General features: G+C 71.0%; 25 protein-coding genes. 10 read left to right on the forward strand and 15 right to left on the reverse strand.

All coding sequences use genetic code 11. From position 1 onward, the window contains the following. On the reverse strand, positions 1-982 hold a 982-nt coding region (gene mnmA / locus N1F89_RS16350), incomplete at its 3' end, for a tRNA 2-thiouridine(34) synthase MnmA (RefSeq protein WP_290085336.1). Positions 983-1,302: 320 nt separating this feature from the next. Between mnmA and N1F89_RS16355 the strand changes: the two genes are divergently transcribed. Next, complete coding sequence (locus tag N1F89_RS16355) at positions 1,303-1,578, forward strand: DUF1153 domain-containing protein (RefSeq protein ID WP_144861484.1); 276 nt, start codon at positions 1,303-1,305, stop codon at positions 1,576-1,578. Between the two features lie 246 nt (positions 1,579-1,824). Here the strand turns inward: N1F89_RS16355 and N1F89_RS16360 are convergent, their stop codons facing one another. Beyond that, positions 1,825-2,193: a flagellar export protein FliJ gene (locus N1F89_RS16360; RefSeq protein ID WP_290085338.1), complete on the reverse strand. Its 369-nt coding sequence runs from the start codon at positions 2,191-2,193 to the stop codon at positions 1,825-1,827. 441 nt (positions 2,194-2,634) lie between these two features. Between N1F89_RS16360 and ctrA the strand changes: the two genes are divergently transcribed. Beyond that, positions 2,635-3,330 (forward strand): response regulator transcription factor CtrA, encoded by a 696-nt coding sequence (ctrA, locus tag N1F89_RS16365; RefSeq protein ID WP_290085339.1) that lies wholly within the window; start codon positions 2,635-2,637, stop codon positions 3,328-3,330. Positions 3,331-3,512: 182 nt separating this feature from the next. Here the strand turns inward: ctrA and N1F89_RS16370 are convergent, their stop codons facing one another. Both N1F89_RS16370 and chpT read right to left on the reverse strand, forming a co-directional pair. Continuing rightward, complete coding sequence (locus tag N1F89_RS16370) at positions 3,513-3,881, reverse strand: response regulator (RefSeq protein WP_290085340.1); 369 nt, start codon at positions 3,879-3,881, stop codon at positions 3,513-3,515. A 142-nt stretch (positions 3,882-4,023) separates the two neighbouring features. Beyond that, the gene (gene chpT, locus N1F89_RS16375; protein WP_290085341.1) at positions 4,024-4,653 is read right to left on the reverse strand and encodes a histidine phosphotransferase ChpT; all 630 of its coding nucleotides are present in this window, start codon (positions 4,651-4,653) and stop codon (positions 4,024-4,026) included. Between the two features lie 295 nt (positions 4,654-4,948). On the opposite strand from chpT, the gene N1F89_RS16380 reads away from it, so the two are divergent. Both N1F89_RS16380 and N1F89_RS16385 read left to right on the forward strand, forming a co-directional pair. Beyond that, positions 4,949-5,533 carry an EipA family protein gene (locus tag N1F89_RS16380; RefSeq protein ID WP_290085343.1) on the forward strand — a complete coding sequence of 195 codons (585 nt, stop codon included), beginning with the start codon at positions 4,949-4,951 and terminating at the stop codon, positions 5,531-5,533. A 138-nt stretch (positions 5,534-5,671) separates the two neighbouring features. Beyond that, entirely contained in the window at positions 5,672-6,973 is a 1,302-nt protein-coding gene (locus N1F89_RS16385) for a hypothetical protein (RefSeq protein ID WP_290085344.1), read from the forward strand. On the opposite strand, the gene N1F89_RS16390 is transcribed toward N1F89_RS16385, so the two are convergent. The 5 genes from N1F89_RS16390 to N1F89_RS16410 form a co-directional block, all read right to left on the reverse strand. Next, the gene (locus tag N1F89_RS16390; RefSeq protein WP_290085350.1) at positions 6,925-7,770 is read right to left on the reverse strand and encodes an RNA methyltransferase; all 846 of its coding nucleotides are present in this window, start codon (positions 7,768-7,770) and stop codon (positions 6,925-6,927) included. The genes N1F89_RS16385 and N1F89_RS16390 overlap by 49 nt on opposite strands. Next, complete coding sequence (locus tag N1F89_RS16395) at positions 7,767-8,531, reverse strand: DUF2470 domain-containing protein (RefSeq protein WP_290085352.1); 765 nt, start codon at positions 8,529-8,531, stop codon at positions 7,767-7,769. Before N1F89_RS16395 ends, N1F89_RS16390 begins: the two co-directional genes overlap by 4 nt. Positions 8,532-8,720: 189 nt before the next feature. Then, positions 8,721-9,887, reverse strand: a complete 1,167-nt coding sequence (locus N1F89_RS16400) for a CaiB/BaiF CoA-transferase family protein (RefSeq protein WP_290085354.1) — start codon at positions 9,885-9,887, stop codon at positions 8,721-8,723. A 10-nt stretch (positions 9,888-9,897) separates the two neighbouring features. Then, entirely contained in the window at positions 9,898-10,659 is a 762-nt protein-coding gene (locus N1F89_RS16405) for a 3-hydroxyacyl-CoA dehydrogenase (protein ID WP_290085355.1), read from the reverse strand. Between the two features lie 128 nt (positions 10,660-10,787). Then, entirely contained in the window at positions 10,788-11,990 is a 1,203-nt protein-coding gene (locus tag N1F89_RS16410) for a DUF5818 domain-containing protein (protein ID WP_290085356.1), read from the reverse strand. Between the two features lie 158 nt (positions 11,991-12,148). Here N1F89_RS16410 and N1F89_RS16415 point away from each other — a divergent pair, with 158 nt between their 5' ends. Genes N1F89_RS16415 through N1F89_RS16425 form a run of 3 tightly spaced genes read left to right on the forward strand, consistent with a single transcriptional unit; the run spans position 12,149 to position 15,287 of the window. Next, the gene (locus tag N1F89_RS16415; protein WP_290085357.1) at positions 12,149-12,640 is read left to right on the forward strand and encodes a TRAP transporter small permease subunit; all 492 of its coding nucleotides are present in this window, start codon (positions 12,149-12,151) and stop codon (positions 12,638-12,640) included. Next, entirely contained in the window at positions 12,637-14,199 is a 1,563-nt protein-coding gene (locus N1F89_RS16420) for a TRAP transporter large permease subunit (RefSeq protein ID WP_290085358.1), read from the forward strand. The genes N1F89_RS16415 and N1F89_RS16420 overlap by 4 nt, the downstream gene beginning before the upstream one ends. Positions 14,200-14,222: 23 nt before the next feature. Then, positions 14,223-15,287: a TRAP transporter substrate-binding protein gene (locus tag N1F89_RS16425; RefSeq protein ID WP_290085360.1), complete on the forward strand. Its 1,065-nt coding sequence runs from the start codon at positions 14,223-14,225 to the stop codon at positions 15,285-15,287. A 45-nt stretch (positions 15,288-15,332) separates the two neighbouring features. Here N1F89_RS16425 and N1F89_RS16430 read toward each other — a convergent pair whose 3' ends face one another. The 6 genes from N1F89_RS16430 to N1F89_RS16455 form a co-directional block, all read right to left on the reverse strand. Beyond that, the gene (locus N1F89_RS16430; protein ID WP_354670335.1) at positions 15,333-15,971 is read right to left on the reverse strand and encodes an alpha/beta family hydrolase; all 639 of its coding nucleotides are present in this window, start codon (positions 15,969-15,971) and stop codon (positions 15,333-15,335) included. After that, positions 15,968-17,155 carry a choline ABC transporter ATP-binding protein gene (gene choV / locus N1F89_RS16435; protein WP_290085363.1) on the reverse strand — a complete coding sequence of 396 codons (1,188 nt, stop codon included), beginning with the start codon at positions 17,153-17,155 and terminating at the stop codon, positions 15,968-15,970. The genes N1F89_RS16430 and choV overlap by 4 nt, the downstream gene beginning before the upstream one ends. Then, positions 17,152-18,006 (reverse strand): choline ABC transporter permease subunit, encoded by an 855-nt coding sequence (gene choW, locus N1F89_RS16440; RefSeq protein ID WP_290085365.1) that lies wholly within the window; start codon positions 18,004-18,006, stop codon positions 17,152-17,154. The genes choV and choW overlap by 4 nt, the downstream gene beginning before the upstream one ends. A 304-nt stretch (positions 18,007-18,310) precedes the next feature. Further along, positions 18,311-19,258 (reverse strand): choline ABC transporter substrate-binding protein, encoded by a 948-nt coding sequence (locus N1F89_RS16445; protein ID WP_290085367.1) that lies wholly within the window; start codon positions 19,256-19,258, stop codon positions 18,311-18,313. Positions 19,259-19,425: 167 nt separating this feature from the next. After that, positions 19,426-19,842 (reverse strand): PIN domain-containing protein, encoded by a 417-nt coding sequence (locus tag N1F89_RS16450; RefSeq protein WP_354670334.1) that lies wholly within the window; start codon positions 19,840-19,842, stop codon positions 19,426-19,428. Positions 19,843-19,853: 11 nt separating this feature from the next. Beyond that, the gene (locus tag N1F89_RS16455; RefSeq protein ID WP_290085374.1) at positions 19,854-20,138 is read right to left on the reverse strand and encodes a type II toxin-antitoxin system prevent-host-death family antitoxin; all 285 of its coding nucleotides are present in this window, start codon (positions 20,136-20,138) and stop codon (positions 19,854-19,856) included. 152 nt (positions 20,139-20,290) lie between these two features. Between N1F89_RS16455 and N1F89_RS16460 the strand changes: the two genes are divergently transcribed. The 3 genes from N1F89_RS16460 to N1F89_RS16470 all read left to right on the forward strand — a co-directional run bounded on the left by N1F89_RS16460 (position 20,291) and on the right by N1F89_RS16470 (position 24,643). Then, positions 20,291-21,379, forward strand: a complete 1,089-nt coding sequence (locus N1F89_RS16460; RefSeq protein ID WP_290085368.1) for a hypothetical protein — start codon at positions 20,291-20,293, stop codon at positions 21,377-21,379. Positions 21,380-21,415: 36 nt separating this feature from the next. Continuing rightward, a complete protein-coding gene (locus N1F89_RS16465; RefSeq protein ID WP_290085370.1) occupies positions 21,416-22,558 on the forward strand; it encodes a hypothetical protein in 1,143 nt (380 codons plus the stop codon). A 174-nt stretch (positions 22,559-22,732) separates the two neighbouring features. Further along, entirely contained in the window at positions 22,733-24,643 is a 1,911-nt protein-coding gene (locus N1F89_RS16470) for an AAA family ATPase (RefSeq protein ID WP_290085372.1), read from the forward strand. Positions 24,644-24,712 lie beyond the last annotated feature (69 nt).

Below are 24,712 nucleotides of genomic sequence, written 5' to 3' on the forward strand. Positions count from 1 at the left end.
GGCGCGCCGGGCGCGGCGGCCGCGTCGAGCGCACCTTGGCGAACACCTCGATACCGCCGGGCGGCAACGCCTCGAGCGGCGCGTCGCCCAGCCAGTTGACGGCGCGCAGCACCACCTTGCGGGTGTCGAGCGCGGCGCGCGGGCCGACCACGACGCGGGCGCTCGCCGCGTCGAGATGCACCACGTAGAGCGGCTCGCCGGCGGCCACGCCGATGCCGCGGCGCTGGCCGATCGTGTAGCGCGCGATGCCCTCGTGGCGGCCGAGCACGCGGCCGTCGATGTGGACGATGTCGCCGGGCGCGGCGGCGTCCGGCTTGAGCTTGGCGATGATGTCGGAATAGCGGCCCTGCGGCACGAAGCAGATGTCCTGGCTGTCCTGCTTGGCGGCGACGGCCAGCCCCATCTCCGCGGCCAGCCGGCGCACGTCGGGCTTGGCCAGGTCGCCGAGCGGAAAGCGCAGATAGTCGAGCTGGTCCTGGGTGGTGGCGAACAGGAAGTAGCTCTGGTCGCGCTCGGCGTCGACCGGCCGGTAGAGCGCGCGGTGGGCGCCGTTGGCGCGGCTGCGCACGTAGTGGCCGGTCGCCAGCGCGTCGGCGCCGAGCTCGCGCGCGGTCGCCAGCAGGTCGGAGAACTTGACCGTCTGGTTGCAGGCCACGCAGGGAATCGGCGTCTCGCCCGACAGGTAGGATTCGGCGAAGGGGTCGATCACCGCCTCGCGGAAGCGCGCCTCGTAGTCGAGCACGTAATGCGGGATGCCGAGCGCGGCGGCGACGCGGCGCGCGTCGTCGATGTCCTGGCCGGCACAGCAGGCGCCGGCGCGGTGCACCGCCTGGCCGTGGTCGTAGAGCTGCAGCGTCACGCCGACCACGTCGTAGCCCTGGCGGGCCAGCAGGCCGGCGACGACGGAGGAATCGACGCCGCCCGACATCGCCACCACGACGCGCGTGTCTTCGGGGGCTCCCGGCAGGTCGAGGCTGTTCATGGCGTGCCTGGCTCGCTTGCTCGTTCGGCTCGTCGCGTTGCGTTGCGCCGGCGCGTCCCGCCGCCGGCCGGGCCATCGTCGCGCCGGGGCTGGCCCGGCCGCCGGCGGATGGCAATTGCGCGAATATAGGTCAAGCGCGGGCGCGGGACCATAGCGCGCTTGCGCGCGGCGGTCCGTCGCATTCGACTCAAATGCGGCGGCCGGTCGTAAGCCGCCATTCACTTCCGTTACTGCAAGCTTACCAGGCGTTTAGGCAATTTTTAAAGCCGGCGCGCTAGCATCCGGGCGTTCGGGTTCGGAGTTTTTGTGTTGAGAGTACGATGACCGATCTGGTTCGACCGCGCGTGAAGTATGTCATTGGCCCGGACGGCAGTCCGCTGACGATTGCCGATCTGCCGCCGACAAACACGCGCCGCTGGGTCATCCGCCGCAAGGCGGAGGTCGTCGCCGCCGTGCGCGGCGGCCTGCTCAGCCTGGAGGAAGCCTGCCAGCGCTACCGGCTCACCGTCGAGGAGTTCCTGTCCTGGCAGGCCTCGATCGACGAGTACGGCCTGGCCGGGCTGCGGACCACGCGCATCCAGCAATACCGCCACTGAGGCCGGCCGCCGGCCGCCGGGCCGGCAACCCTTTCCAGCCGACAACCAGCCCGACCCGGCGCGGCGGGCGCGCCGCACCACGGTTCCCCGTACGGCGTGCCGCCGCGCGGCCGGCGCGCCGGGGCGCTTTGTCGGACGGATGCCGCCGGCGCCGCGCGGCGCCCGGGAAAGACGGCCCGGCCGCGACCGGGACCTTGCGAAAAACGGGGGCGGGCGGCGCTGCGGCGCCGCGCGTGCGGACCGGGCTCAGCCGGCGGCCGTGCGGCCCTCCTGGTCGCGCGCGCCGCCGTCGCGCGATTCCAGCGCCTCGGCCTTGGCGAGCTCGGCCTCGACCTCGGCGAGCTCGGCTTGCGCACGCGCCTTCTGCTCGACCAGATCGGTCTGCGAATCGCGCATGTTGTCGCGGCGCTGGCGCGCCGCCTTGGCGAAGGTGGGATAGGCGAAGTGGTTGATGTCGCTGATGCCGGCCTTGCTCTCCTCGGCGGCGATCTGCAGGTCGAGCTCCTCGGCCATGCGCTCGAACTCGGCGATCATCATGTCGAGCTGCAGGATCTGGCGGTGCTTCTCGCTCACCTGGAAGCGCTTGAGGCGGACGAGGTTTTCCCGTGACTTCATGCTTCGATACTCCCACGCACGCTGACGCCAACACAGGCCTTCGACCGGCCGCGGCCGGCCCCGGACCCGTCGACTGCCGGCTGCCGCCTTAGCGGGGCGAGGGAAGACGATTCGCCGCCGCGGTAACCATTCGTTTACGGGCATTGTTAATCATAGGGACGATGACTTAAGGCGGGGTAAAAATCGGCCGCACAGATTTCCGGGAAGGCGCGAGTCGGCGGAATCGCTTAGCGCGCTTCCTTGAAGCGTTGCGTTAAGTCGCCGCGCGACCGATTTTCGAGCGGAATCAGAAGGGTAGGCTGCGATCTGAATGCCGAGGCTGGCACTTGCATGTGCAAATCAGTTTTTGTTAACCATTAGCTGGCAGCCTCCGATTCAGGCAGTCACCGCTGCGATGCCGAGTGTCTGCCCGCCGGTTTCGGCGGCTGAAAGGGGAATGAGATGCGCGTTCTGCTGATTGAAGACGACAGTGCAACCGCACAGAGCATCGAGCTGATGCTCAAGTCGGAGAGCTTCAACGTCTACACGACCGATCTCGGCGAAGAGGGCGTCGATCTCGGCAAGCTCTACGACTACGACATCATTCTCCTCGACCTGAACCTGCCCGACATGTCGGGCTACGAGGTGCTGCGCACGCTGCGCCTGTCCAAGGTCAAGACGCCGATCCTCATCCTGTCGGGCATGGCCGGCATCGAGGACAAGGTGCGCGGGCTCGGCTTCGGCGCCGACGACTACATGACCAAGCCGTTCCACAAGGACGAGCTGGTCGCGCGCATCCACGCCATCGTGCGCCGCTCCAAGGGGCACGCCCAGTCGATCATCACGACCGGCGACCTGGTGGTCAATCTCGATGCCAAGACGGTGGAGGTCGGCGGCCAGCGCGTGCATCTGACCGGCAAGGAATACCAGATGCTCGAGCTGCTCTCGCTGCGCAAGGGCACGACGCTGACCAAGGAGATGTTCCTCAACCATCTCTATGGCGGCATGGACGAGCCGGAACTGAAGATCATCGACGTCTTCATCTGCAAGCTGCGCAAGAAGCTCGACGCCGCGTCGGGCGGGCAGAACTTCATCGAGACCGTCTGGGGCCGCGGCTACGTGCTGCGCGAGCCCGAGGAGATCCGCGAAAGCGCCTGAGCGGCCCGAACCGGCCGCCTGCGCCAAACGCCCGCGCGCCTTCGGCGCGGCGGGCGGCTTGTCGTGCACGGGAGCGGGCCGGCGGTGCTGCCTTCCGGCCGACCGCAGGCCGGCGCCGACGCATCGTCGTCGCGCATGTCCTTCGGACGGCGAAGCGGCGTCAAACGTCGCCGAGCAGCGGTCTAGGCGGCCGTCGGCAGGGCGCGGAAATGCTCGAGAAGCTGCGGCCGGGTGAACGGCTTGAACAGGTAGCCGACCGCGCCGGCGCGCTTGGCGCGCATGATGGCGCCGATGTCGAACTCGGTGATGCACAGAAGAATGTGCGGCTTGACCGCGCCGGCCAGCCCGCAGGCGCGCTGGATGAACTCGACCGTCGTGATGTCGGGCAGACCGGCATCGAGGACGATGACGTGCGGCATCTCCTCCGAGCACATGCTGAGCGCGTCGTAGCCGCTCGCCGCCTCGATCACCAGAAGCTCCTCGCCGCCGAGGATGCGCTTGGCCACCTTGCGGATCACCGAGGAGTCGTCAACGATCATGCAGCGTTTCATGGCCCGTCATCCCTTCCGCGCCGGCCCTCTGAGCGCCCGCGCCCGTCATTGCGGCAAGCCTAGCGCGGCGGGGTAAAGAAGCCGCAAAGCCGCGGGGTTAACGAAGCCTTGTCGCGTCGCGGCCGGCGGCCGGAGGGCAGCCTCAGCGTGCGCTCAGCACGATCTCCTCGGCGCCGGCGCGCATGTCGATCGCCATGCCGGTCTCGCGGGCGAGCAGCAGCGTGTAGTAGAACTGCACGCTGTGCGCGTCGATCGGCTCGGAGGGGGCGCCGCCCGAATGCAGCTCGAGGAACTTCGGCGGCACCCGCACCATCGGTCCGCGCGCGGTGATGGTGAAGACCGGGGCGCTGTCGAGCTCGGCCAGCTCGACCGTCAGCTTGCCGCCGCGCGGGATGGCGGCGTTGGCCACCAGCAACAGGTTGAGCAGCAGCTTGACCGCGTTCTTGGGCAGCAGCGCCCGGGCGCCGCGCCACTCGAGCTCCGGCTTCTCGTTGCGGATGAAGGCGGTGGCGACCGATTCGGCGTCGCCGGTGTCGATCTGCATGCCGGCCGAGCCGGCCGCGCCGAAGGCGATGCGGGCGAACTGCAGCCGGGCCGAGGCGTTGCGCGCGCTCGCCCGGATCAGCATCATCGCCTCCTCGTCGGCGCCGCCCTCGTCGAGCAGCTCGAGGCCGTTGTTGATGGCGCCGACCGGCGAGATGATGTCGTGGCACACGCGGCTGCACAGCAGCGCGGCGAGGTCGGGCGCGGATAGCGTCAGTGTGTCGGCCATGGTCGTTCGGTCCCCCGGAAACAACTTCGCCGCGCGGCCACGCCCCTGGCGCCCGTCGCGCGGGCGAATCGGTGCCGTGCCTCGCGACCCGTGCATATAAAGCACGCCTTCGCTGCTGCAACATGGCGCCATCGCGCCATGCGGCCGGCGCGCCTGGCGCCGCGTCAGCGCCATGGTGGGCATGCAGGGTTAATGGTTGAAAAACGATTACGGTCTAATTTTTCCCAACGACCATGCGCGGCGGCCGCCGGTTGGCGGTCGCGGCGCGACGCTTCGCTCTCGCAGGAGACATTCCATGGCTTCCACCCTTCACGCAGGCGCGCTTCGCAGGCTGGCGGGTCTCGCCTTCGCCGCGCTCGCCATGCTGACACTCGCGCTCGCCCCGGCGCGGGCGGAGAACGGCTACACCGCGCAGGAGGTGATCGATTCGGGCCACCAGTTCTTCGGCGCCACCTCGGGCGGCCTGGCCACGGTGGTGGAGAGGATCTTCGCCTCCTACGGCCTGCCCAACGGCTACATCCTCGGCGAGGAGGGCTCGGGCGCCCTGGTCGGCGGCCTGACCTACGGCGAGGGCACGCTCTACACCAAGAATGCCGGCGACCATGCCGTGTTCTGGCAGGGGCCCTCGGTCGGCTGGGACTTCGGCGCGCAGGGCTCGCGGGTGATGATCCTCGTCTATCAGCTCGACGCGATCGACAGCCTGTACCGGCGCTTCGTCGGGGTGGCCGGCTCGGCCTATGTGGTGGCCGGCGTCGGCTTCAACGTGCTCAAGCACGGCGACGTGCTGCTGGTGCCGATCCGCACCGGCGTGGGAGCCCGGCTCGGCGTCAATATCGGCTATCTGAAGCTGACCGGACGGCCGACCTGGAACCCGTTCTAGCAACGGCGCGCCGGCGCCATCCGCGCGGCCGGCGCGGCCGGCTTAACCTTAAGGCGGGGGACGCCACGGCGGCACTGGATTCGACCTGTGCCGCCGTGGCACACTGGCCGTCCATGATCGGCTGACGGACCGGGCCTCGTGATCCAGACCATTCTCCTGTTCGCGCTGGGATTCCTGTGCGCGGGCTTCCTCGCGCTGATGATCGCGCCAGCCCTGTGGCGGCGCGCGGTGACGCTGACGCGCAAGCAGATCGAGGCCTCGGTGCCCTTGTCGCTGGGCGAGATCGAGGCCGACAAGGACCGCATGCGCGCCGAGTTCGCCATGTCGGCGCGGCGTCTGGAGATGAGCATCAAGGCCTTCAAGGAGAAGGCGGCGAACCAGATCGTCGAGATCAACCGCAACCGCGAGGAGCTCAGGCGGCTCGCCGAGGAACGCGACGAGAAGAACCAGTCGATCTCCGAGCTCGAGGTCAAGGCGAGCGAGCTGCGCGCCGAGCTGCGCCAGCGCGAGGCGCAGCTCAAGGGCTTGACGGAGAAGCTCGCCGAGGCGCAGCGTCGGCTCGAGGACCGCGCCCGCGAGCTGGAGAAGCTCGAGGAGATGTACGAGGAGGCGAGCTTTTCCTCGAGCAGCCGGCAGATCGAGCTGGTGGCGCGCGAGACCGAGCTGGAGAAGCTGTCGGGCGACATGACGACGCTGCGCAGCCAGCGCCGCGAGGCGGAGCGGCGCATGCGCGAGGCGGTCAACGAGCGCAAGGCGGCGGTCGAGGCGCTGAGCGCGGAGAAGAAGCGCAGCGAGGACCTCAACGGCAAGCTCGAGCGGATGATGACGACGCTGTCGGACCGCGAGGACAAGCTCGACCGGCGCGAGAAGGAGCTGGCGCGGCTGCGCGAGGAGCTGAAGCGCAATGCGAGCTCGGAGCACAGCCTCGACGACCAGCTCGCCGAGGCGCAGGCCGAGAAGGTGAAACTGGAGGCGGAGCTGGCCGAGATGTCGCAGCAGATGTCGAAACTCCTGTCGGGCGCCAAGGGCGGCGACATCGACAAGGCGATCGCCCGGCTTTCGGCCGAGCGCGACCGGCTGGAGGGGCGGCTGACCGCCCTGGCGCGCGAGAACCGGAGGCTGCGCGACGAGGTCTCCGCCTACCAGACCGCGCAGGCGGAAGGCTGGAGCGACGAGCGGCGCGAGAACGCCATCCTGCGCGAGCAGATCAACGACCTGGCGGCCGAGGTCGTCAACCTGACGGCGCTGCTCGACACGCCCGGATCGCCGATCCGCAAGGCGCTGGCGCTGCCGCCGGCCGGCGGCGAGGACGCGGGTTCGGGCGGCGGCACGAGCCTGGCCGACCGCGTGCGCGCGCTGCAGCGCGCCGCCTCGGCGGCGGCCGCCGACGCTCAGACGGACGAGACGGCGACGGCCGAGGAGACGTCGGAAAGCCGGTGAAGCGCGATGGCGGCGGCGGCCGCCACGTTCAGGCTGTCGAAGCCGGGCGCCATGGCGATGCGCGCGGTGTCCAGCCGGGCAAGCAGCGCCTCGGGCAGGCCCGCGCCCTCGGTGCCGAGCAGCAGTGCCGCGCGCTCGGGTCGTGCCACCGCCGCGATCTCCTGCCGGCCGCGCGGGCTCAGCGCCAGGGCGGAGAAACCATGCGCGGCGAGCGTTGCGGCCAGCGCGTCGGCCGAGCCGCCATGCGCGAAGGGCACGCGCAGCACCGCGCCCACCGACACGCGCAGCGCCTTGCGGTAGAGCGGATCGCAGCAGGTCTCGTCGAGCAGCACGGCGTCGGCGCCGAAGGCGGCGGCGTTGCGGAACAGGCCGCCGACATTGTCGTGGTTGGCGATGCCGACCAGCGTCAGCACCAGCGCCCGGCGCGGCAGGCCGGCAAGCAGCGCATCGGCCGTCCGCGGCTGCGGTCGCCGGCCGATGGCGAGCACGCCGCGATGCACGGGAAAGCCGGCCACCGCGTCGACGATGGCGCGGCCGGCGACATAGACCGGCACGGCGGGGTCGAGCCGGGCGATCACCGCGGCCATGCCGGGCAGGCGGCTTTCCAGCACCAGCAGCGATTCGGCGGCGAAGCCCGGCGCGCCAGCGAGCATCGCAACCACCACCTTGCCCTCGGCGACGAAGCGGTCGCCGTCGCGCCTGAGGTCGCGCTCGCGGATCGCCCGGTAGGGGGCGAGCCGCGGGTCGTCGGCATCCGTGAGGGGAATGGCGCGGGCGCGCGCCGCGGCGGCGCTCACGCCTCCGCCTCCCGCGCGGCACGCGTCATCGCGACGAGGACCGGCCGCAACGCGTCGGCGTCGGCGAGCGGCTCGGGGAAGAAGATCCGCGCCGCCGCGTCGCCGCGCGCCACGTCGAAGCCTTCCGGGTCGAGGCCCGTCATCGTCCAGCCGTCGCCCCTGGCGCCGGCGAAATGGCGCGCGCACAGCGCCACCGCGTCGGCATGGTCGGCGTTCATGTGGGCGACCGCGTCGGCCTCGATCGCTTCGAGCGCGGCCAGCGCCGGGCCGTCGGTCATCAGCTCGCCGCGCGCCAGCCGGTAGGCCCGGCCGAAGCCGCCGTTGAGGCTGGCGCCCTGCGGCTCGAGGCGGACGAAGGCGAAGTCGCCGAAATCGGCATAGAGCCTGGCCTTGGGGTGGCGCGCCAGGTAGCGGCGGGCGGCGCGCGCATGCGCCGCGCTGCCGCGCTCCAGCCTGGCGGCGCGGCAGGCAACGGTGATGCGCGGATGGGCGAGCGGGTCGCCGCGCCCCGGCTCGCCGAGGAGCAGCGAGCAGCGCGGGTCGGCGAGGAGCGCCGGGGTGTGGGCCGAGAGCGCCGACACCAGGATGACCGGCGCGCCGTCCGGCTCGGTGGCGCAGGCCACGCGGCTCGCCAGCGGCGCGCCGTCGGCCGGGTCGAGCACGGCGAGCGCGCCGTAGCGCGCGGCGCGCAACAGGGTCTTGGCCAGCCGCACGGCCTCCGCGTCGGTCGGCCGGATGACGGATTTCGGCTCCTCGGCCATCGTCGTCTCCGCGTTGCGCAGCCGCCCGTCAGGCCGCGATGCGGACGGGCGTGCTGCGGCTTCCGGACGCCATCATGGTCCGGACGCCCGGTCTTACAGCATGTCTGCGCGGCCAGGCGAGGCCACCCGGCTGCACCACGCGCCAGAGCCGCGAAATGCGCACCGGTTTGCGCGTCGTCTGCACGCGCGCTAGGTGGCGATGATGCCGGCCGCCTCCAGTGCGGCGGCCTCCTCGCCGGCGATGCCGAAGCCGGCGAGGGCGGCACCGGCCGTGCGCGCCGGGCCGGCGGCGGCCGACGGGCTGCGCGAAAAGCGCGGCGCGGGTGCCGGCCGCGTCATGCCGTCGGTCTCCACATGGGTGCGGCGGGCACGGTTGTGCGGATGCCCGGCCGCCTCGCCGGGCGTGAGCACGGGGGCGACGCAGGCGTCGGTCGGTCCGAACAGCGCGGCCCAGTGGTCGCGCGGCTCCTCGGCGATGCGCGCGGCGATCGCCGCCCGCATCTCGCCCCACAGCCGCGGGTCGTACTGACCCTCGACGAAGCGCGCGGCGAGCGGCAGCAGGCGGGCGAACTCGGCGAAGAACTGCGGCTCCAGGCAGGCGACGGCGACGTGGCGGCCGTCGGCCGTCTCGTAGGTGTCGTAGAACGGGGCGCCGGAATCGAGCAGGTTGGCGCCGCGCCGCTCCTGCCAGAAGCCGGCCGCCAGGAAGGAGAAGAACGGCGCGGCAAGCATCGAGGCGCCGTCGATCATCGCCGCGTCGACCACCTGGCCGCGGCCGGAGGCGGCGCGCTCGACGAGCGCGGCGAGCAGGCCGGTCAGCAGGAACATGGTGCCGCCGCCATAGTCGGCGATCAGGTTGAGCGGCGGCACCGGCCGGCCGTCCTTCGGGCCGATCATCGACAGCACGCCGGAATAGGCGAGATAGGTGAGGTCGTGACCGGCGCGCGCGGCGAGCGGGCCGTCCTGGCCGAAGCCGGTCATGCGGCCATAGACGAGACGCGGATTGCAGGCGAGCGCGGTGTCCGGCCCGGCGCCGAAGCGCTCCATCACGCCGGGGCGGAAGCCCTCGATCAGGATGTCGGCGCCCTCGATCAGCCGCATCAGGACGGCGCGGCCCTCGTCCTTCTTGAGGTCGAGCCGCAGCACGGCCCGGCCGCGCCGGTCGAGGTCGAAGGCGGGCGGCACCTTGAGGAAGGGCGGCGGCCCGGCCTTGCGCTCGACGCGCAGCACCTCGGCGCCCATTTCCGCCAGCATCAGCCCGGCGAGCGGCACCGGGCCGAGGCCGGCCATCTCGATGACCTTGAGCCCGGCGAGCGGGCCGCGGCCCTGCGTGCGGCTTTCGGCGGCCCCGGCCATGGCGCCGCCGTCAGCGCGGCGCCATGCGGATGGCCCCGTCGAGCCGGATGGTCTCGCCGTTGAGCATCTGGTTGTCGACGATGTGGCAGGCGAGCGCGGCATACTCGGCCGGCTCGCCGAGGCGCGGCGGGAAGGGCACCTGCTTGCCGAGCGATTCCTGCGCGTCTTCCGGCAGGCCGGCCATCATCGGCGTCTTGAAGATGCCCGGCGCGATGGTGCACACGCGGATGCCGGCGCGCGACAGGTCGCGCGCCACCGGCAGCGTCATGCCGACGACGCCGCCCTTGGACGACGAATAGGCGACCTGGCCGATCTGGCCGTCGAAGGCGGCGACCGAGGCCGTGTTGACGATGACGCCGCGCTCGCCGCCCTCGAGCGGCTCGAGCTCCTGGCATCGCGCGGCGAACAGGCGGATCATGTTGAAGGTGCCGATCAGGTTGACCTCGATCACCTTGCGGTAGTGGTCGAGCGGGTGCGGCCCGTCCTTGCCGACCGTCTTCATGGCGATCGCGATGCCGGCGCAGTTGACCAGGATGCGCGGCGCGCCGAGCCGTTCGGCGATCTCGGCCAGCGCCGCCTCGCCGGCCTCCGCGCTCGACACGTCGCACTTGACCGCGATGCCGCCGATGTCGCCGGCCACGCGCTCGGCGTTCTTCATGCCGACGTCGACGACCGCGATCGTCGCGCCGCGCTCGGCCAGCGCACGCGCCGTCGCCTCGCCGAGGCCCGACCCGCCGCCGGTGACCATGGCGACCTGACCCTTCGGATTCATGCAATTCCCCCTCGATGGCGTGGATGATGCGAAACGGTGATGCCCGGCACCTTAGACCGGTTCGTTCAAGCCGTGAACCGTTGCCGCGAATCGACGGCCGCCGGGCCGCCGCGCGATTCGTGCGAGTTTCAGCGCTGCGGCGCGGGGCAGCGCACGAAGACGACACCGTCGCCCCCGATGGTCACGCCGCCGAGCGCGACGGGGCCGTCCGGCGGCGGCATCACCGCCAGCCCGTCGGGCGCGCGCCGCTCGAGCGGCAGCTCGCGGCGCGGCGCGTCGAAGACGAGGGCGGGCTCGGCGCCGAGGCGGACGTAGCCGGTGCGCGGCGCGCCCTCCAGGCTGGTCTCCACGACCGGGCCGCCGGCGGCGTTGCCGGTGATGTCGAAGTCGGGCCGCGCGCAGCTTCCCCCCTTGGCCGCCCAGGGCGCCAGCACGTAGTCGCGCGTCAGGCGCGGCGCACCCTCGTCCTCGGGGGCGGGCGGCGGTGCCGGCGGCTCGGCCGCGCTCATCGTGCGCACGTCGAGCGTGGCGTCGCCCTGCATGCAGACCGCCATGTCGGCGACGACGCCGCTGACGCGCACCCAGGTGCCGGCCGCGATGTCGTCGCGCGCGCCGGCCAGGCTGTAGACGGTGCCTTCGGAGGTGGTGACGATCGGGCATTCGGTGCCGGCCGAGAGTCGGCCCTCGACCGTGCGGCGGTCGCCGTCGCCCTCCGGCGCTTCGGGCGCGGCGGCGTCCTCGGCGGGTGCCGCGCGCCCGTCGTCGCCGACGACCTCGAGCACGTCGCTCACCAGGGTGCGGCCCGACGCGGTGTGGATGACGAAGACCAGCCGGTCGCCCGGCCGGGACCGGTCCGGCACGCGCACCGTGGCGTCCACCGTGCCGTCGCGCCGCACCTGGCGCGAGATCAGCGCCTGCCATTCCGATTCCGGCGGGCCGATGCCGATGGTCACCCGGCCGCCCGGCTCGTAGCCGGTGCCGCGGACGCTGACCGGCGTGCCGGCGGCGCCGGCCAGCGGCGCGATGGCGATCGTCGCCGGATCGGCCGCGTTTGTGCCGGGACCCTCCTGCCCGTCCGCCGGCGCGGCGCCGGGCAGCGTCAGCTCGGTGCCGACGGCGATGCGGTTCGGATTGCCGATGTCGGGGTTGGCCTCGATCAGCGCGTCGAGCGTGACGCCGCAGCGGCCGGCCACCTCCGCGAGCGTGTCGCCGGGCTGCATCTCGTAGGGCGAGGCGCAGCCGGCCTGGGCGGCGGCCGCGCCGCTCCACAGGGCTGCCGCGGCGAGCGCGGCGGCCGACGCGGCGAGAAGATGCGGGCGGCGTTGCGGCATGGCGGGGCGCTCCTGTTGCTCCGGCTTTTGTGTGCCCGCGGGCGGCGCGGGCGGGCTCCGCCCGGCATAGCGCGCGCGGCCGGCCGGCTCAACGTGCTCTGGCAACCGCCCGCCCGGCAATGCTACTAGACCTCGCAGGAAAGGGAGGATCGGCGATCTTGCGACAGGGCTTTCTCGCCGTCTGCGACGCGCTCGACCGGCTGACGACGGCGGTGTGCATGCTCGCCGGGCTGCTGCTGACGGCCGCGGTGCTCGTCATCGTCGTGCTGCGCTACGGTTTCGGCGTCGGCTTCATCGAGCTGCAGGACGGCGCCACCTACGCCTTCGCCGTGCTGCTCATCTTCTCGCTGCCGGTGTGCCTGCGGCGCGGCGGCCATGTCCGCGTCGAGGTGCTGTCGGAGCGGCTCGGGCCGGGCTACACGCGGCGCGCCGACGCGGTGGCGCTCGTCGTCTTCCTGATCCCGGTCTTCGGGCTGCTGATCTGGGCCGGCTGGCCGGACCTCGTCTACTCCTGGTCGATCCGCGAGGCCTCGATGGAGACCGGCGGCCTGGCCGGTCTGTATCTCGTCAAGACGGCGCTGCCGGTCGGCGCGGCGCTGATGATCCTGCAGGGCATCGCCATGGCGCTGGAGCCCGGCGCGCGCGAATGACGCTTCCCGACCTCTTCCTCGCCATCATGCTCGTCGGCCTGTTCGCCGGCATCCTGAGCGGCATTCCCGCCATGCTGGCGATCGCCGGCGTGCCGCTCGCCGTCGCCTGGATCGCCAGCCTGTTCGGCGCCTTCGATCTCGCCTTCCTGTCGTTCTTCCCGAGCCGCATCTGGGGCGTGATGACCAACACGCTCCTGATGGCGGTGCCGCTGTTCGTGCTGATGGGCGTGATCCTGGAACGCTCGCGGCTGGCCGAGCGCATGCTGGCGGTGCTCAGCGACATGCTCGGCGCCTCGGCGCGCGGCCTGGCGCTCTCGGTGCTCCTGTTCAGCGCGATGATCGCCGCCTCGACCGGCATCATCGGCGCCACCGTGGTGATGCTCGGCCTGGTCAGCCTGCCGGCGATGCTCAAGGCCGGCATCTCGCCGCGGCTGTCGAGCGGGCTGATCTGCGCCAGCGGCACGCTCGGCCAGATCATCCCGCCGTCGATCGTGCTGGTGCTGCTCGGCGACCAGATCGGCAACACCTATCTGGAGGCGCAGCAGAAGGCCGGCAACTTCGCGCCCGACCCGGTGTCGGTCGGCGACCTGTTCGCCGGCGCGCTGCTGCCCGGCTTCATCCTGGTCGGGCTCTACGGCCTCTACGTGCTGGTGCGGCTGCGCCCGGGCGCGGCGGCCACGCCGGCGCCGCCAGAGCCGGCCGAGCGGCGCCGGGTGCCGGCGATCGAGGTGCTCGGCACCTTCCTGCCGCCGCTGCTGCTCATCCTCGCCGTGCTCGGCTCGATCCTCGGCGGCATCGCCACCACCACGGAGGCCGCCGGCGTCGGCGCCGTCGGGGCGCTGCTGCTGGCCGGCTACACGGCCGGGCACGGCGGCGCGGCCGGCCGCTGGCTGATCGCCGCCGCCGGGCTGGCGGCGCTCGTCCTCGTCGTGCTGCGCTCGCTGGCCGTGCTGCCGGCGGCCTCTCCGGCCGGCCCGGCCGGGCTGTTGGCGGCCGCCGCAGCGGTGCTGGTCGCCGCCGGCACGCTGGTGGCGGCGCTGCGCTTCCTGCGCGCCGGCCTGCTCGGCGGTGCGCTGATCGAGACGCTGCGCATCTCCGGCATGGTGTTCGGCATCGTGGTCGCCGCCTCGATGCTGTCGCTGGTGTTCCGCGGCTTCGGCGGCGAGGAGCTGGTGGCCGGCGTCATGGAGGGCGTGCCCGGCGGCCAGTGGGGCGCGCTGGTGATCGTGATGGTGATCATCTTCCTGCTCGGCTTCATCCTCGAAGCGGTCGAGATCATCTACATCGTGGTGCCGCTGCTCGGCCCGGCGGTGCTGGCGACCGACTTCTCGCCGGTGTGGTTCGCGGTGCTGATCGCGATGAACCTGCAGACCTCGTTCCTGACGCCGCCCTTCGGCTTCGCGCTGTTCTATTTCCGCTCGGTGGCGCCGCGCAGCATCTCGACCGCGGAGATTTATCGCGCCATCATCCCGTTCGTCGTCATCCAGATCGCGGCCATCGCGCTTCTGGTCGCGTTCCCGGCGGTCGCCACGTGGCTGCCCGCGCTGATCTTTCGATAGAAGAAACCGAAGTGGAGGAAAGCATGAAACGCAGAACCTTTCTCAAGGCCGGTGCCGGCGCCACGGCGGCGACGGCGCTCGCCGCGCCGGCCGTCGCGCAGGGCAAGATCGAGTGGAACCTGCCCACCAGCTTCCCGAAGAACGCGCCGGGCGTCGGCACCAACGTCACCAACTTCGCCGACACCGTGGCGGCGATGTCGGATGGCCGGCTGACCTTCAAGGTCTATGGCGGCGGCGAGCTGGTGCCGCCCTTCGCGGTGGAGGACGCGGTGCAGCAGGGCAACGTGCCGGTCGGCCACAACCCGCCCTACTACGCGGCCGGCAAGAACCCGGCGCTGCACTGGTTCACCGCCGTGCCCTTCGGCATGACCTCGACCGAGCACTATGCCTGGCTGCGCTACGGCGGCGGCCAGGAGCTGTGGGACGAGATCTACGCGCAGCGCAACCTGAAGCCGTTCTACTCCGGCAACTCCAACACCCAGAGCGGCGGCTGGTTCAAGTCGGAGATCAACTCGCTCGACGATCTCAAGGGCCTCAACATGCGCATCGCCGGGCTGGGCGGCGAGATGTACCGCAAGCTCGGCGTCAACGCCGTGCTGATGCCGCCGCCGGAGATCTTCCAGGCGCTGCAGTCGGGCGCCATCGACGCGGCCGAGTGGGTCGGGCCGTTCCTCGACCAGGCCTTCGGCCTGCAGAAGATCACCAAGAACTGCTACCTGCCGGCCTACAACGAGCCGGCCGCCGCGCTCGCCATCGTGTTCAACCAGGACGCCTGGGACGAGCTGTCGCCCGACCTGCAGGCGATCTGCCGGGCGGCCGCGCTGGCGGCCTCGCAGGACGCGCTGGCGCAGTTCGACTACTTCAACACCCAGGCGCTCGCCTCGCTGAAGGCCGAGGGCGTCGTCTTCCGCACCTTCCCCGACGACGTGGTCACGGCCATGCGCGGCGCCTGGGAGGAGGTGCGCGACGAGCTGACCGGCCAGCACGAGGACGTCGCCAAGGTGCGCGAGAGCTACGACGCCTTCCTCGAGCAGGCGGTCGCCTACTCCGAGGCGATGAACATCCCGCTGCTGCAGGGCAGAAGCTGACGAAGCCGGCGGCGGGGAGGGGCGATCGTCTCCCCGCCGCCGCCTTCAGGCGCGCTGCGCGGCGGCGAATGCGGCGACATGCCGTGCCGCGGCCGCCAGGTTGCCGGCGTGCGTGTGGCCCGAGGCCCTGCGCGGCCGCAGATCGTGGTCGCCGTCGGGCAGGAAGACCGGCGTGACGGCCGGCGACAGGCGGTAGCCCGCCACGTCGGCGCGCGTGCCGAAGGGGTCGCGCTCGCCCTGGCAGATCAGCGCCGGCGCGTGCAGCGTCGCGAGATGGGCGGTGCGCAGCCGCTCCGGCCGGCCGGGCGGATGAAACGGGTAGCCGAGGCACACGAGACCGGCGATGCGGCCGGCGGCGAACAGCTCGTCGGCGACGAGCGAGGCGACGCGACCGCCCATCGACTTGCCGCCGATCAACAGCGGACCCGCGGACCGCGCGGCCGCGACGGCGGCGCGGTACTCGCCGGCCAGCGCCTCGGCGCGCGGCGGCGGGCGGGCCGGCGCGCCGGTGCGCCGCGCGGCCATGTAGGCGAACTCGAAGCGCAGCGTGCGCACGCCGGCCCCGGCGAGCGCGGCGGCCATGCCGTCCATCCAGTCCGAATCCATCGGCGCGCCGGCGCCGTGCGCCAATAGCAGGGTGGCGGCGGCGTCGCCGGGCCCCGTCTCGAGCAGCGCCGGGCTCAGCGCCGCACCACCGCCTTGAGCACGTCGCGCACGCCGATCGCGCCGACGAAGCGCGAGGCCTCGTCGAACAGCGCCACCGGCGCGGTCTGCGACTGGTGCATGGCGTGCATGACGGTCTTGAGCGGCGTGCCGGCGCGCGCCCAGAACACCTTCGGCTTGTCTTCCGGCAGCGCCTCGATGTCGTCGCACGACACCCAGATGGCCGGCTTGCCGTTGCGCTCGGCGTCGATCACCAGCATGTTGTCGTCGAACTTGAAGCGCGTTGTGCGGCGGCGGTCGAGCCACAGCCAGCCCTCGCCGGCCGCCTCCAGGTCGCGCGCGTCGCGCATCACGTTCCACGCCGTCAGCACCGACAGCGGATTCACGTTGGAGATGAAGTCGCGCACATAGGCGTTCTCGGGGCGCAGCACGATGTCCTCGGGGCTGCCGGTCTGGACGATGTGGCCGCCCTCCATGATCGAGATGCGGTTGCCGATCTTGAGCGCCTCCTCGAGGTCGTGGCTGACGAACAGGATCGTCTTCTTCAGCCGCTCCTGCAGCTCGATGAGCTCGTCCTGCAGCTTGGTGCGGATCAGCGGGTCGAGGGCGGAGAACGGCTCGTCCATCAGCAGGATCGGCGCCTCGGTGGCGAAGGCGCGGGCCAGCCCGACGCGCTGCTGCATGCCGCCCGACAGCTCGTGCGCATACTTGTCGGCCCACTGGTCGAGATGGACGAGCTCGAGCTGGCGCATCACGCGCTCCTTGCGCTCGGCCGCCGGCACGCCGGCCAGCTCGAGGCCGAAGCCGACATTCTCGGCCACCGTGCGCCAGGGCAGCAGCGCGAACTGCTGGAAGACCATGGCGACGCATTCGCGGCGGATCCGGCGCAGCTCGTCCTGCGAGCAGGTGACGACGCTTGCCTGCCAGTCGCCGTCATGCACGACGACGTCGCCGCGGGTGACGGTGTTCAGCCGGTTGACGGCGCGCAGCAGCGTCGACTTGCCCGAGCCCGACAGGCCCATCAGCACCGAGATCTCGCCCTCGTCGACGGTCAGGTCGCAGCCCGCGCAGCCGAGCACGGCGCCGGTCTTCTCCAGGATCTCGGCACGGTCGGCGCCGGCGTCGAGCAGCGGCAGCGCGGCGGCCACCTCGCGCTCCCGGCCGAAGACGATGTCGACCGCCTTGAACTCGACCGCCGCACTCACCGCTCCGGCTCCCGGCCGATGCGCGCCATGCGGTCGAGGATGATGGCCAGCACGACGATCGCCAGGCCGGCCTCCAGGCCGAGCGGGATGTTGACCGAGTTGAGCGCGCGCACGACCGGCTTGCCGAGGCCGTCGGCACCGATCAGCGCGGCGATGACGACCATCGACAGCGACAGCATGATGCATTGGGTGAGGCCGGCCATGATGGTGGGCAGCGCCGAGGGCAGCTCGACCTTCCACAGGAGCTGGCGCTTGGTGGCGCCGAACGCCTGGCCGGCCTCCAGCATCGGCTTCGGCACCGAGGTGATGCCGAGATAGGTGAGGCGGATCGGCGCCGGCGAGGCGAAGATCACGGTGACGATCAGCCCGGGCGCCGCGCCGAGGCCGAACAGGATGAGGACGGGAATGAGATAGACGAAGGTCGGCAGCGTCTGCATCAGGTCGAGGATCGGGCGCAGCCCCTTGTAGACCCGCTCGTTGTGCGCGGCCCAGATGCCGAGCGGCACGCCGATTGCCATCGACACGGTGGTGGCGCCGACGACCAGCACCAGCGTTTCGACCGTCTCCTCCCAGAGGTCCTGGTTGATGATGAACAGCAGGCCGAGCGCCACGCCGACGGCCAGCCTGAGCGAGCGCTGAAGGACCCAGGCGAGCGCCGCGATGGCCGCGACCACGACGATGTCGGGCAGCCACAGGATCATGTCGACCAGCCCGTCGAGCACGACGGCCAGGCCGTCGGCGACCGTGTCGAAAAGCCAGGCGAAGTTGGTGGTCAGGAAGTCGAAGAAGCTGCGGCCCCACGGGCCGATCGGGATCTTCCAGGCGGAGATCCAGTCCGAGATCCAGTTCATGGCGCCCCCCATCCGGCGTCGGTTGCGGCGGCCGCCCGGGCGGTCCCGCTCAAAAGGACGGCCGCCCGCTGCCGGACGGCCGTCGCGTTCGGCGCGGCGCGGCCTTTGCGGACGGCCCCGCCTCGTGTCGCCGCCATGCGGGCGCGGCCCGGTCGCCGGCCCGCGGAGGCGGGCGAGGATCGCCGCACGGCGTCCACGGTCCGGCCCGCGTGTCCGGGCGAGGTGCGAACCGGCTCGCCACCCGAAACGCGTCAGGCCGATGCGTCGGAGCCGATCTGCGTTTCGCCAGGAAAGCAGACCGGTCCTAAAGCCCGAGATCCTCCGTCACGGCGGCCATCGCGTCGCCGCCGTCGGCCGTCGTCACGCCCTCGAGCCAGGGCTCGACGGCCTGCGGGTTGTCCTTCAGCCAGGCCCGCGCGGCCGCCTCCGGCTGCATGCCGTCGTCGAGGATGGAGGCCATGATCTCGTTCTCCATCTCGAGCGAGAACACCAGGTTCTGCAGGAACTTGCCGACGTTCGGGCACTCCTCGACATAGCCCTGGCGCACATTGGTGTGCACGGTCGCGCCGCCGTAGTTGGGACCGAACACGTCGTCGCCGCCCGACAGATAGGCCATGTCGATGTTGGCGTTCATCGGATGCGGCTCCCAGCCGAGGAAGACGACGTGCTCCTCGTTCTGCACCGCGCGGCGGACCTGCGACAGCATGCCGGCCTCCGAGCTCTCGACCAGCTCGAAGTCGCCGAGGCCGAAGGTGTCGTTCTCGATCATGTCGAGGATCAGCCGGTTGCCGTCGTTGCCCGGCTCGATGCCGTAGATCTTGCCGTCGAGCTCGTCCTGGAACTCGGCGATGTCCTGGAAGCTCTGCAGGCCCGCCTCATAGGTGTAGTCTGGCACGGCGAGCGTGTACTTGGCGCCCTCCAGGTTGGTGATAACCGTCTCGACCGAGCCGTCCTCGCGATAGGGCGCGATGTCGGCCTCCATGGTCGGCATCCAGTTGCCGAGGAAGACGTCGATGTCCTCGTTCTTCAGCGAGGCATAGGTGACCGGCACCGACAGAACCTGCGTCTCGGCCTCGTAGCCGAGCGCCTCGAGCACGACCGACGCGGTGGCGGTGGTGGCGGTGATGTCGGTCCAGCCGACGTCGGAGAAGGTGATGGCGCGGCAGCTCTCCGGCTCCTGCGCCAGCGCGGCGCCCGAGGCGAGCCCCAGGCCGAGGGCGGTGCCGAGAGTGAGGGTTCGAATGCGCGGCATGACTGCGTCTCCCATTGCTCGTTCGGTTGTCGTTCGAATGCGCCGTGGTTCCGGCTCGGCAGGTGGCGGAAAGCCAAACACCATTCCGCCGGCGTTTCAAGCGTGATGCGCCGCCGCGGCCGGTGGGTCGGGCGGCGCGGGGGGCGCGCGGGAGGATATCGCCGGCTTCACGCGCGGCAGAGCGGGGCGACCGGGACGTCAGCCCGCGGGCGGCTGCCAGGCGAGCCGGTGACCCGCGAGCCTGCGATCGACGGTGACCAGGCGCAGCGCCTCCACAGCGCACTGCGCCAGAAGCATGCGGTCGAAGGGTCGCGCGTCGCCGGCTCGGGCTCGACCATGGCCACCGCATGCTCCCGATCGATGTCGAGGATCGTCAGGTGCAGCGATTCAAGATAGTCGGCCAACGCGTCAAGGGGCATGCCCGGGTCCAATTTGCCGAGCCTTGTCTTGATGGCGATCTCCCAGAGGCTGGCCGTGCTGGCGAAGGCAGCGACGTCGTCTTCCGCGAGGAGCCGGTCCAGCGGAGCCGCCCCCGCCGTCAGGCCGCGGCGAACGATGTCGAGCAGCACATGGGTGTCAAGCAACAGCCGTTGCATCAGTCGAACGGCAGCGGTCGGCTCAGAAAGTCCTCGGGAAGTGGGTCATCGAAGTCCTCGGCGATGTAGGGAACCGGATCGGTGATGCCCCTGGCGCGCAGGAAACGCTGCCCCGCCTTGAAATCGATCCCGCCTTTGCGCTCGTGCGGCACCAGGTCGAACACCGCCTTGCCGTGGCGCGTGACGACGACGCGCTCGCCCGCCTCGACGCGGCGGCCAAGCTCGGTCAGCCGCGTCTTGGCCTCCTTGATGGAGACGGTGATGGTGGCAGGCGCAGGCTTCATGCACGGAATGTAGCCACCGGTGGCCACCCTCTCAAGGCGCATCCCGTACGGCGCCGGGGTGCCCGCCGGGCGGGCCGGCGGGTCGTGCTTTCCATCGTCATGAACGGACCATATAGTCGCGGTCCAACGCGTGGGGCCGGAGGAAAGCGGGCATGGCGAGATTGCAGAATTTCGATGCCGAGATTGCCAGGACGAAGCAGGTCGTGGAGGACATGCGCTCCAAGATCGAGCAGTCGGGCATCGTGCTCGACAAGTTCGCCGAGACCGACGCCAAGATCGGCGACGTCGACTTCGACATCGAGAACGCCCGCATCGAGGACGTCATCAAGCAGCAGTCGGTGATGGAGGCCAACATCGCCGACCTGATCATCGGGCTGGAGGACGCCACCAACGTCTTCGGCGCCGAGTTCGAGAGCATGAAGAGCTACACGGCCTGGGAGAGCTTCGTCGGCATCTTCTCGCGCCAGTCGAAGCAGCGCATGCGCACCGAGCGGGTGCGCAACATGTCGCTGGCCGGCAATCTGCAGGAGCTGCTGGCCAAGTCCGACACGATCGTCGGCATCCTGCAGGACCAGAAGCAGGTGCTCGACCAGCGCTACGCGACGTCGGAGGCGAGCCTGGCCGCGGTGATCGAGCGGCGCAAGCGCGCCATGGCCGAACTCGAGGCGACGCAGGCGCGCATCGAGACGCTCAACCCGATGCTGCTCGACGTGGAAAACCGCATCGCCGCCTCGACAAGCCAGAAGGAGCGCGCCGACCTGGAGAGCGAGCGCTCGCGGCTGGCCACCGAGTACAATGAGCAGCAGGCGCGCGAGCAGGAGCTGCTGGCCGAGAGCCAGACGCTCGAGCGCTACACCTCGATGTTCCAGACCTTCGTCGATTCGCTCAACAACCAGATCGCGGCGCAGAACACGCTGATCAACAAGCTGACCATCGACACCGAGCAGCGCATTGTCCTCTACAAGGCGCTGGAGGATTCGCTGAAGACGGCGGCCCAGCAGGACGTGGCGCACAAGATCAACACGCTGGGCAGCCAGGTCGACAACACCGCCGAGGAGACGATGGCCGGCATCGGCGCGGCCGCGCAGCGCCACATCGCCGACCTGCTCGAGATGCACGAGAAGAACATGGTCGCGACGGCCGACATCCAGCGCCGCAAGAAGCTCGCCGACGAGGCGTTCGCGCGGCGCTTCGACGACGTGATGAAGAAGCACGACGCCGCCAATTATGTGCAGCCCTAGCCGGCAGCGGCGGCGCCATCGCGGGGAGCCTGCCGGGTGAGCGCCGACGATCCCGCCCTGCGCTACTTCGAGGCGATCGCCGCCGCGCTCGCCGGGCTCGACGTCTTCCTGCGCGACGACCGCTCGCCGCTCTACCGGCACGGCCTGGTCGCCAAGGTGGTGGCCGGCTACATCGCCCGGCTCGAGGCATCGTTCGCCTGCTGGCGCAACCGGCTCGGCTTCGCCGAGCGTTTCCGCATCTCGCGTGCCGAGAGCGGCTACCCCGTGTTCCAGAACGTGCTCGAGCTGGAGAACGACCGCCGCCGCGCCGAGGAGCGGCTGGCCGCCATCCCCGAGCCGGCGACGCTGCGCGCGGAGATGGCCGACTTCATCCTGCGCCACAAGGAGATGCCGGCGGCGCTGCGCCGCACCATGGCCGAGCGGCTCTATCTCGAGCAGCTGCGCGGCGGCGCGGTGTTCGCGCCCTTCGTGCTGCCGGAGACCATCCGCGTGTCGGTCAATCCGAAGACGCGGCGGCCGTACTATCTGGTGCACTGGGGCGCCTTCGACGGCAGCGCCAACCTGCCGCTGATCTACATGGCGACGGTCGAGGATTCCTCCGAGGCGATGGTGCGCACGCTGGTCGACGCCGAGGGCCGGTTCGACGAGACAGCCGACATTCCGCTGCCGGTCGGCGGCCTGCTCAACCCCGAACTCGCCCACCGCTTCGACGATTTCGCCGAGAAGAACGCCGCCTATTCGCTGTCGCCGGCGACCATCGCCTGCAATCTCGACAAGGACTTCGACACGCTGCACCCCAAGCAGCTGCGCCGGGTGGTGCTCGGCCCGTTCTACAGCGCCGGCATCACCGAGCACAATTCGCTGGTCTCCGACGTGCTCGCCCGGGTCGGCCGGCGCGACAACGCCTGGCTGCTGACCTGGACGGTCCAGGAGGTGTTCTCGAAGGCCGAGCGGCCGGCGCGGCGCGGGCTGTGGTCGAGCCAGCCGGCGCGCGAGACGTTCCACATCGAGACCGACGACCTGGAGGCCGCGCGCCAGGGGGTGAGCGCCTACCAGAAGCACGCGCTGGTGCCGCACGAGGCCTATCAGGCGCTCTACGCCGCCGGCGAGGCGGCCAGCGTGTTCGCCGGTTACACCGTGCATGTGGTCGCCGGCGGCAAGGTGATCACCGATGTCTGACGGCCGCGCCGGCGACGGGCGCGGCCGGCGCCCCGGCATCGCGATCTGGAGCCGATCCGCGTTGCACGGAATCGCGGATCGGCTTCACGTTGCTGTTTCGAAGCGTTTGCGAACGGCGAACCGGCTTCCACTTCGCCCGGAAACGCTTGGCGCGACGACGGCGCGGGAGGACGCATGGATACGGGCCTGACGACCATCGACGAAGCCGACATCGCCCGCCACCGCACCACCGCGCAGGCGCTGGTGACGCGCGTCGTCGTCATGGAGGAGGGCGGCGGCCGCTCGCCGACCGCGCTTGCCGGCACCGGCCGGCGCTTCGTGTCGACCGTATCGACCGGCGGGCTGCGGCGCAGCCGCGAGGTCGAGCTCGTCCGGACGGTGGCCGCACTGCGGCCGGACGACCCGATGCTGTCGCCGGGCCAGCATGCGCTGGTCTACCGGGCGCGGCGCGGCCTGGCGATCGCGCTGGCGGTCGGCGACGTGTTCGCCCGCTCGACCGAGCTCGAGAGCCTGCAGGCGGCGAACGCGCGCGCGCCGCTCGACGGCGAGCGGGCGCAGACCTACCGGCGGCTGCTGTCGGCCGCCGCCTATGTCGGCGCCTTCGCCTTCGCCTCCTACCTCTTGCAGCTTCTCGACAGCGACGCGGAGCCGGCCAACGACATCGGCGAGCCGGACTTTCTGTTCGACACGCCGCAGGACGCGCTGAAGTCGCTCGTCGCCGGGCTGGACGCGGCGCTCAAGGGGGCGGCCGACGAGGCCGACATGACGGCCAGGGCGCGCCGCTTCGCCACCGAGGCGATCGAAGGGCTGCTCGCCCGCAAGGGCCGCTTCGACGGGCTCGGCGCCTTCGAGGATGCGCACATCCGCATCGACGCCGACGACTTCACGCTCGACGGCTTCGACGTGGCGCCGGGGCGCAAGTCGAAGCCGCTGGTGATGACCTTCAAGAAGCCGGACGAGATCATCGGCAACCACATCGCCAAGTACCAGGCGATGAAGCTCGCCAAGATGCTGATGGCCTACGATTTCGACCGCCAGCTCAACCCCTTCGTCGAGCTCGGCGGCTTCGTCTTCACCTTCATCGGCGACGGCGCGCCGGGCACCGGCAAGACCATCCTCATCCAGATGACCGCCGGGCTGCTCAACGACTACTGCCAGGTGGCCGGCTATCCGTTCCACTACGAGAATTTCGGCGTCGACCAGATCTCCTCCTATCAGGGGCGCTCGGGACAGAACTGCAAGCAGTTCGTCAACAACGTGCTCAACCCGCGGGCGATCGGCTTCGGCACCATCGACGACATCGACCAGGTGGCGGCGCGGCGCTCCGACGACCGCGCCTCGGCCGGCCAGCACGAGATCACCGGCGTCCTGATGGAGAGCTTCTCCGGCGCCGCGACGGTGGTGCGCGGCAACTGCGCCTTCGGCATGTTCTCCAACTATCCCGAGAACGTCGACGACGCGCTGCGCCAGCGCGCCGGCGCGCGCTGGCTGGTCGACGGGCCGCAGACGCGCGACGACTACATCGACATCTTCGTGCTGCTGGCCGGCAAGAACCACGACATCCCGCTCGGCGACCACGCGCTCTTCGACAACCAGCAGATCCGCCGCGCCGTGGAGACGGCCTATGCCGCCTATTCCGAGCCGCAGGAGGAGGGGCTGAAGGCGGTGCACGCACGCTTTCTCGACGCGCATGGCGAGCCGCGCACGCTGGCCGACGTCGGCGCCTATCTGCACATGATCAAGCAGGCCGAGCCGCGCTTCACCGGCCGCGCCATCAAGAACATCACCGACGCCGTCAAGATGCGGGCGATGGACATCGAGCTGCCGGACGCCTGGTTCGAGACGCCCGACGCCTTCATGCGCAAGCCGTACGAGGAAAAGAGCGCGATGATCGCCGAACTGCGCCGGCCCTTCACGATGGCCATGGTGATGCAGGAGATCAACCGCTACGCGGATTCCGAGTTCCGCTATTCCGACCGCGCCGACGACGCGGCGGTCGAGCGCCTGGTGCGCGACCAGCGGCTGCGCGAGCGCGCCGCGCGCGAGATCGCCGCGCTGCAGAAGCGGGGAGCTTGGAATGGGTGAGCCGCGGCCGGGCGCGGGGGCGCTGCCCCTCATCCGCCTGCCGGCACCTTCTCCCCGCTCGCGGGGAGA

Source organism: Aquibium sp. A9E412 (assembly GCF_030398335.1).
Classification (GTDB): domain Bacteria; phylum Pseudomonadota; class Alphaproteobacteria; order Rhizobiales; family Rhizobiaceae; genus A9E412.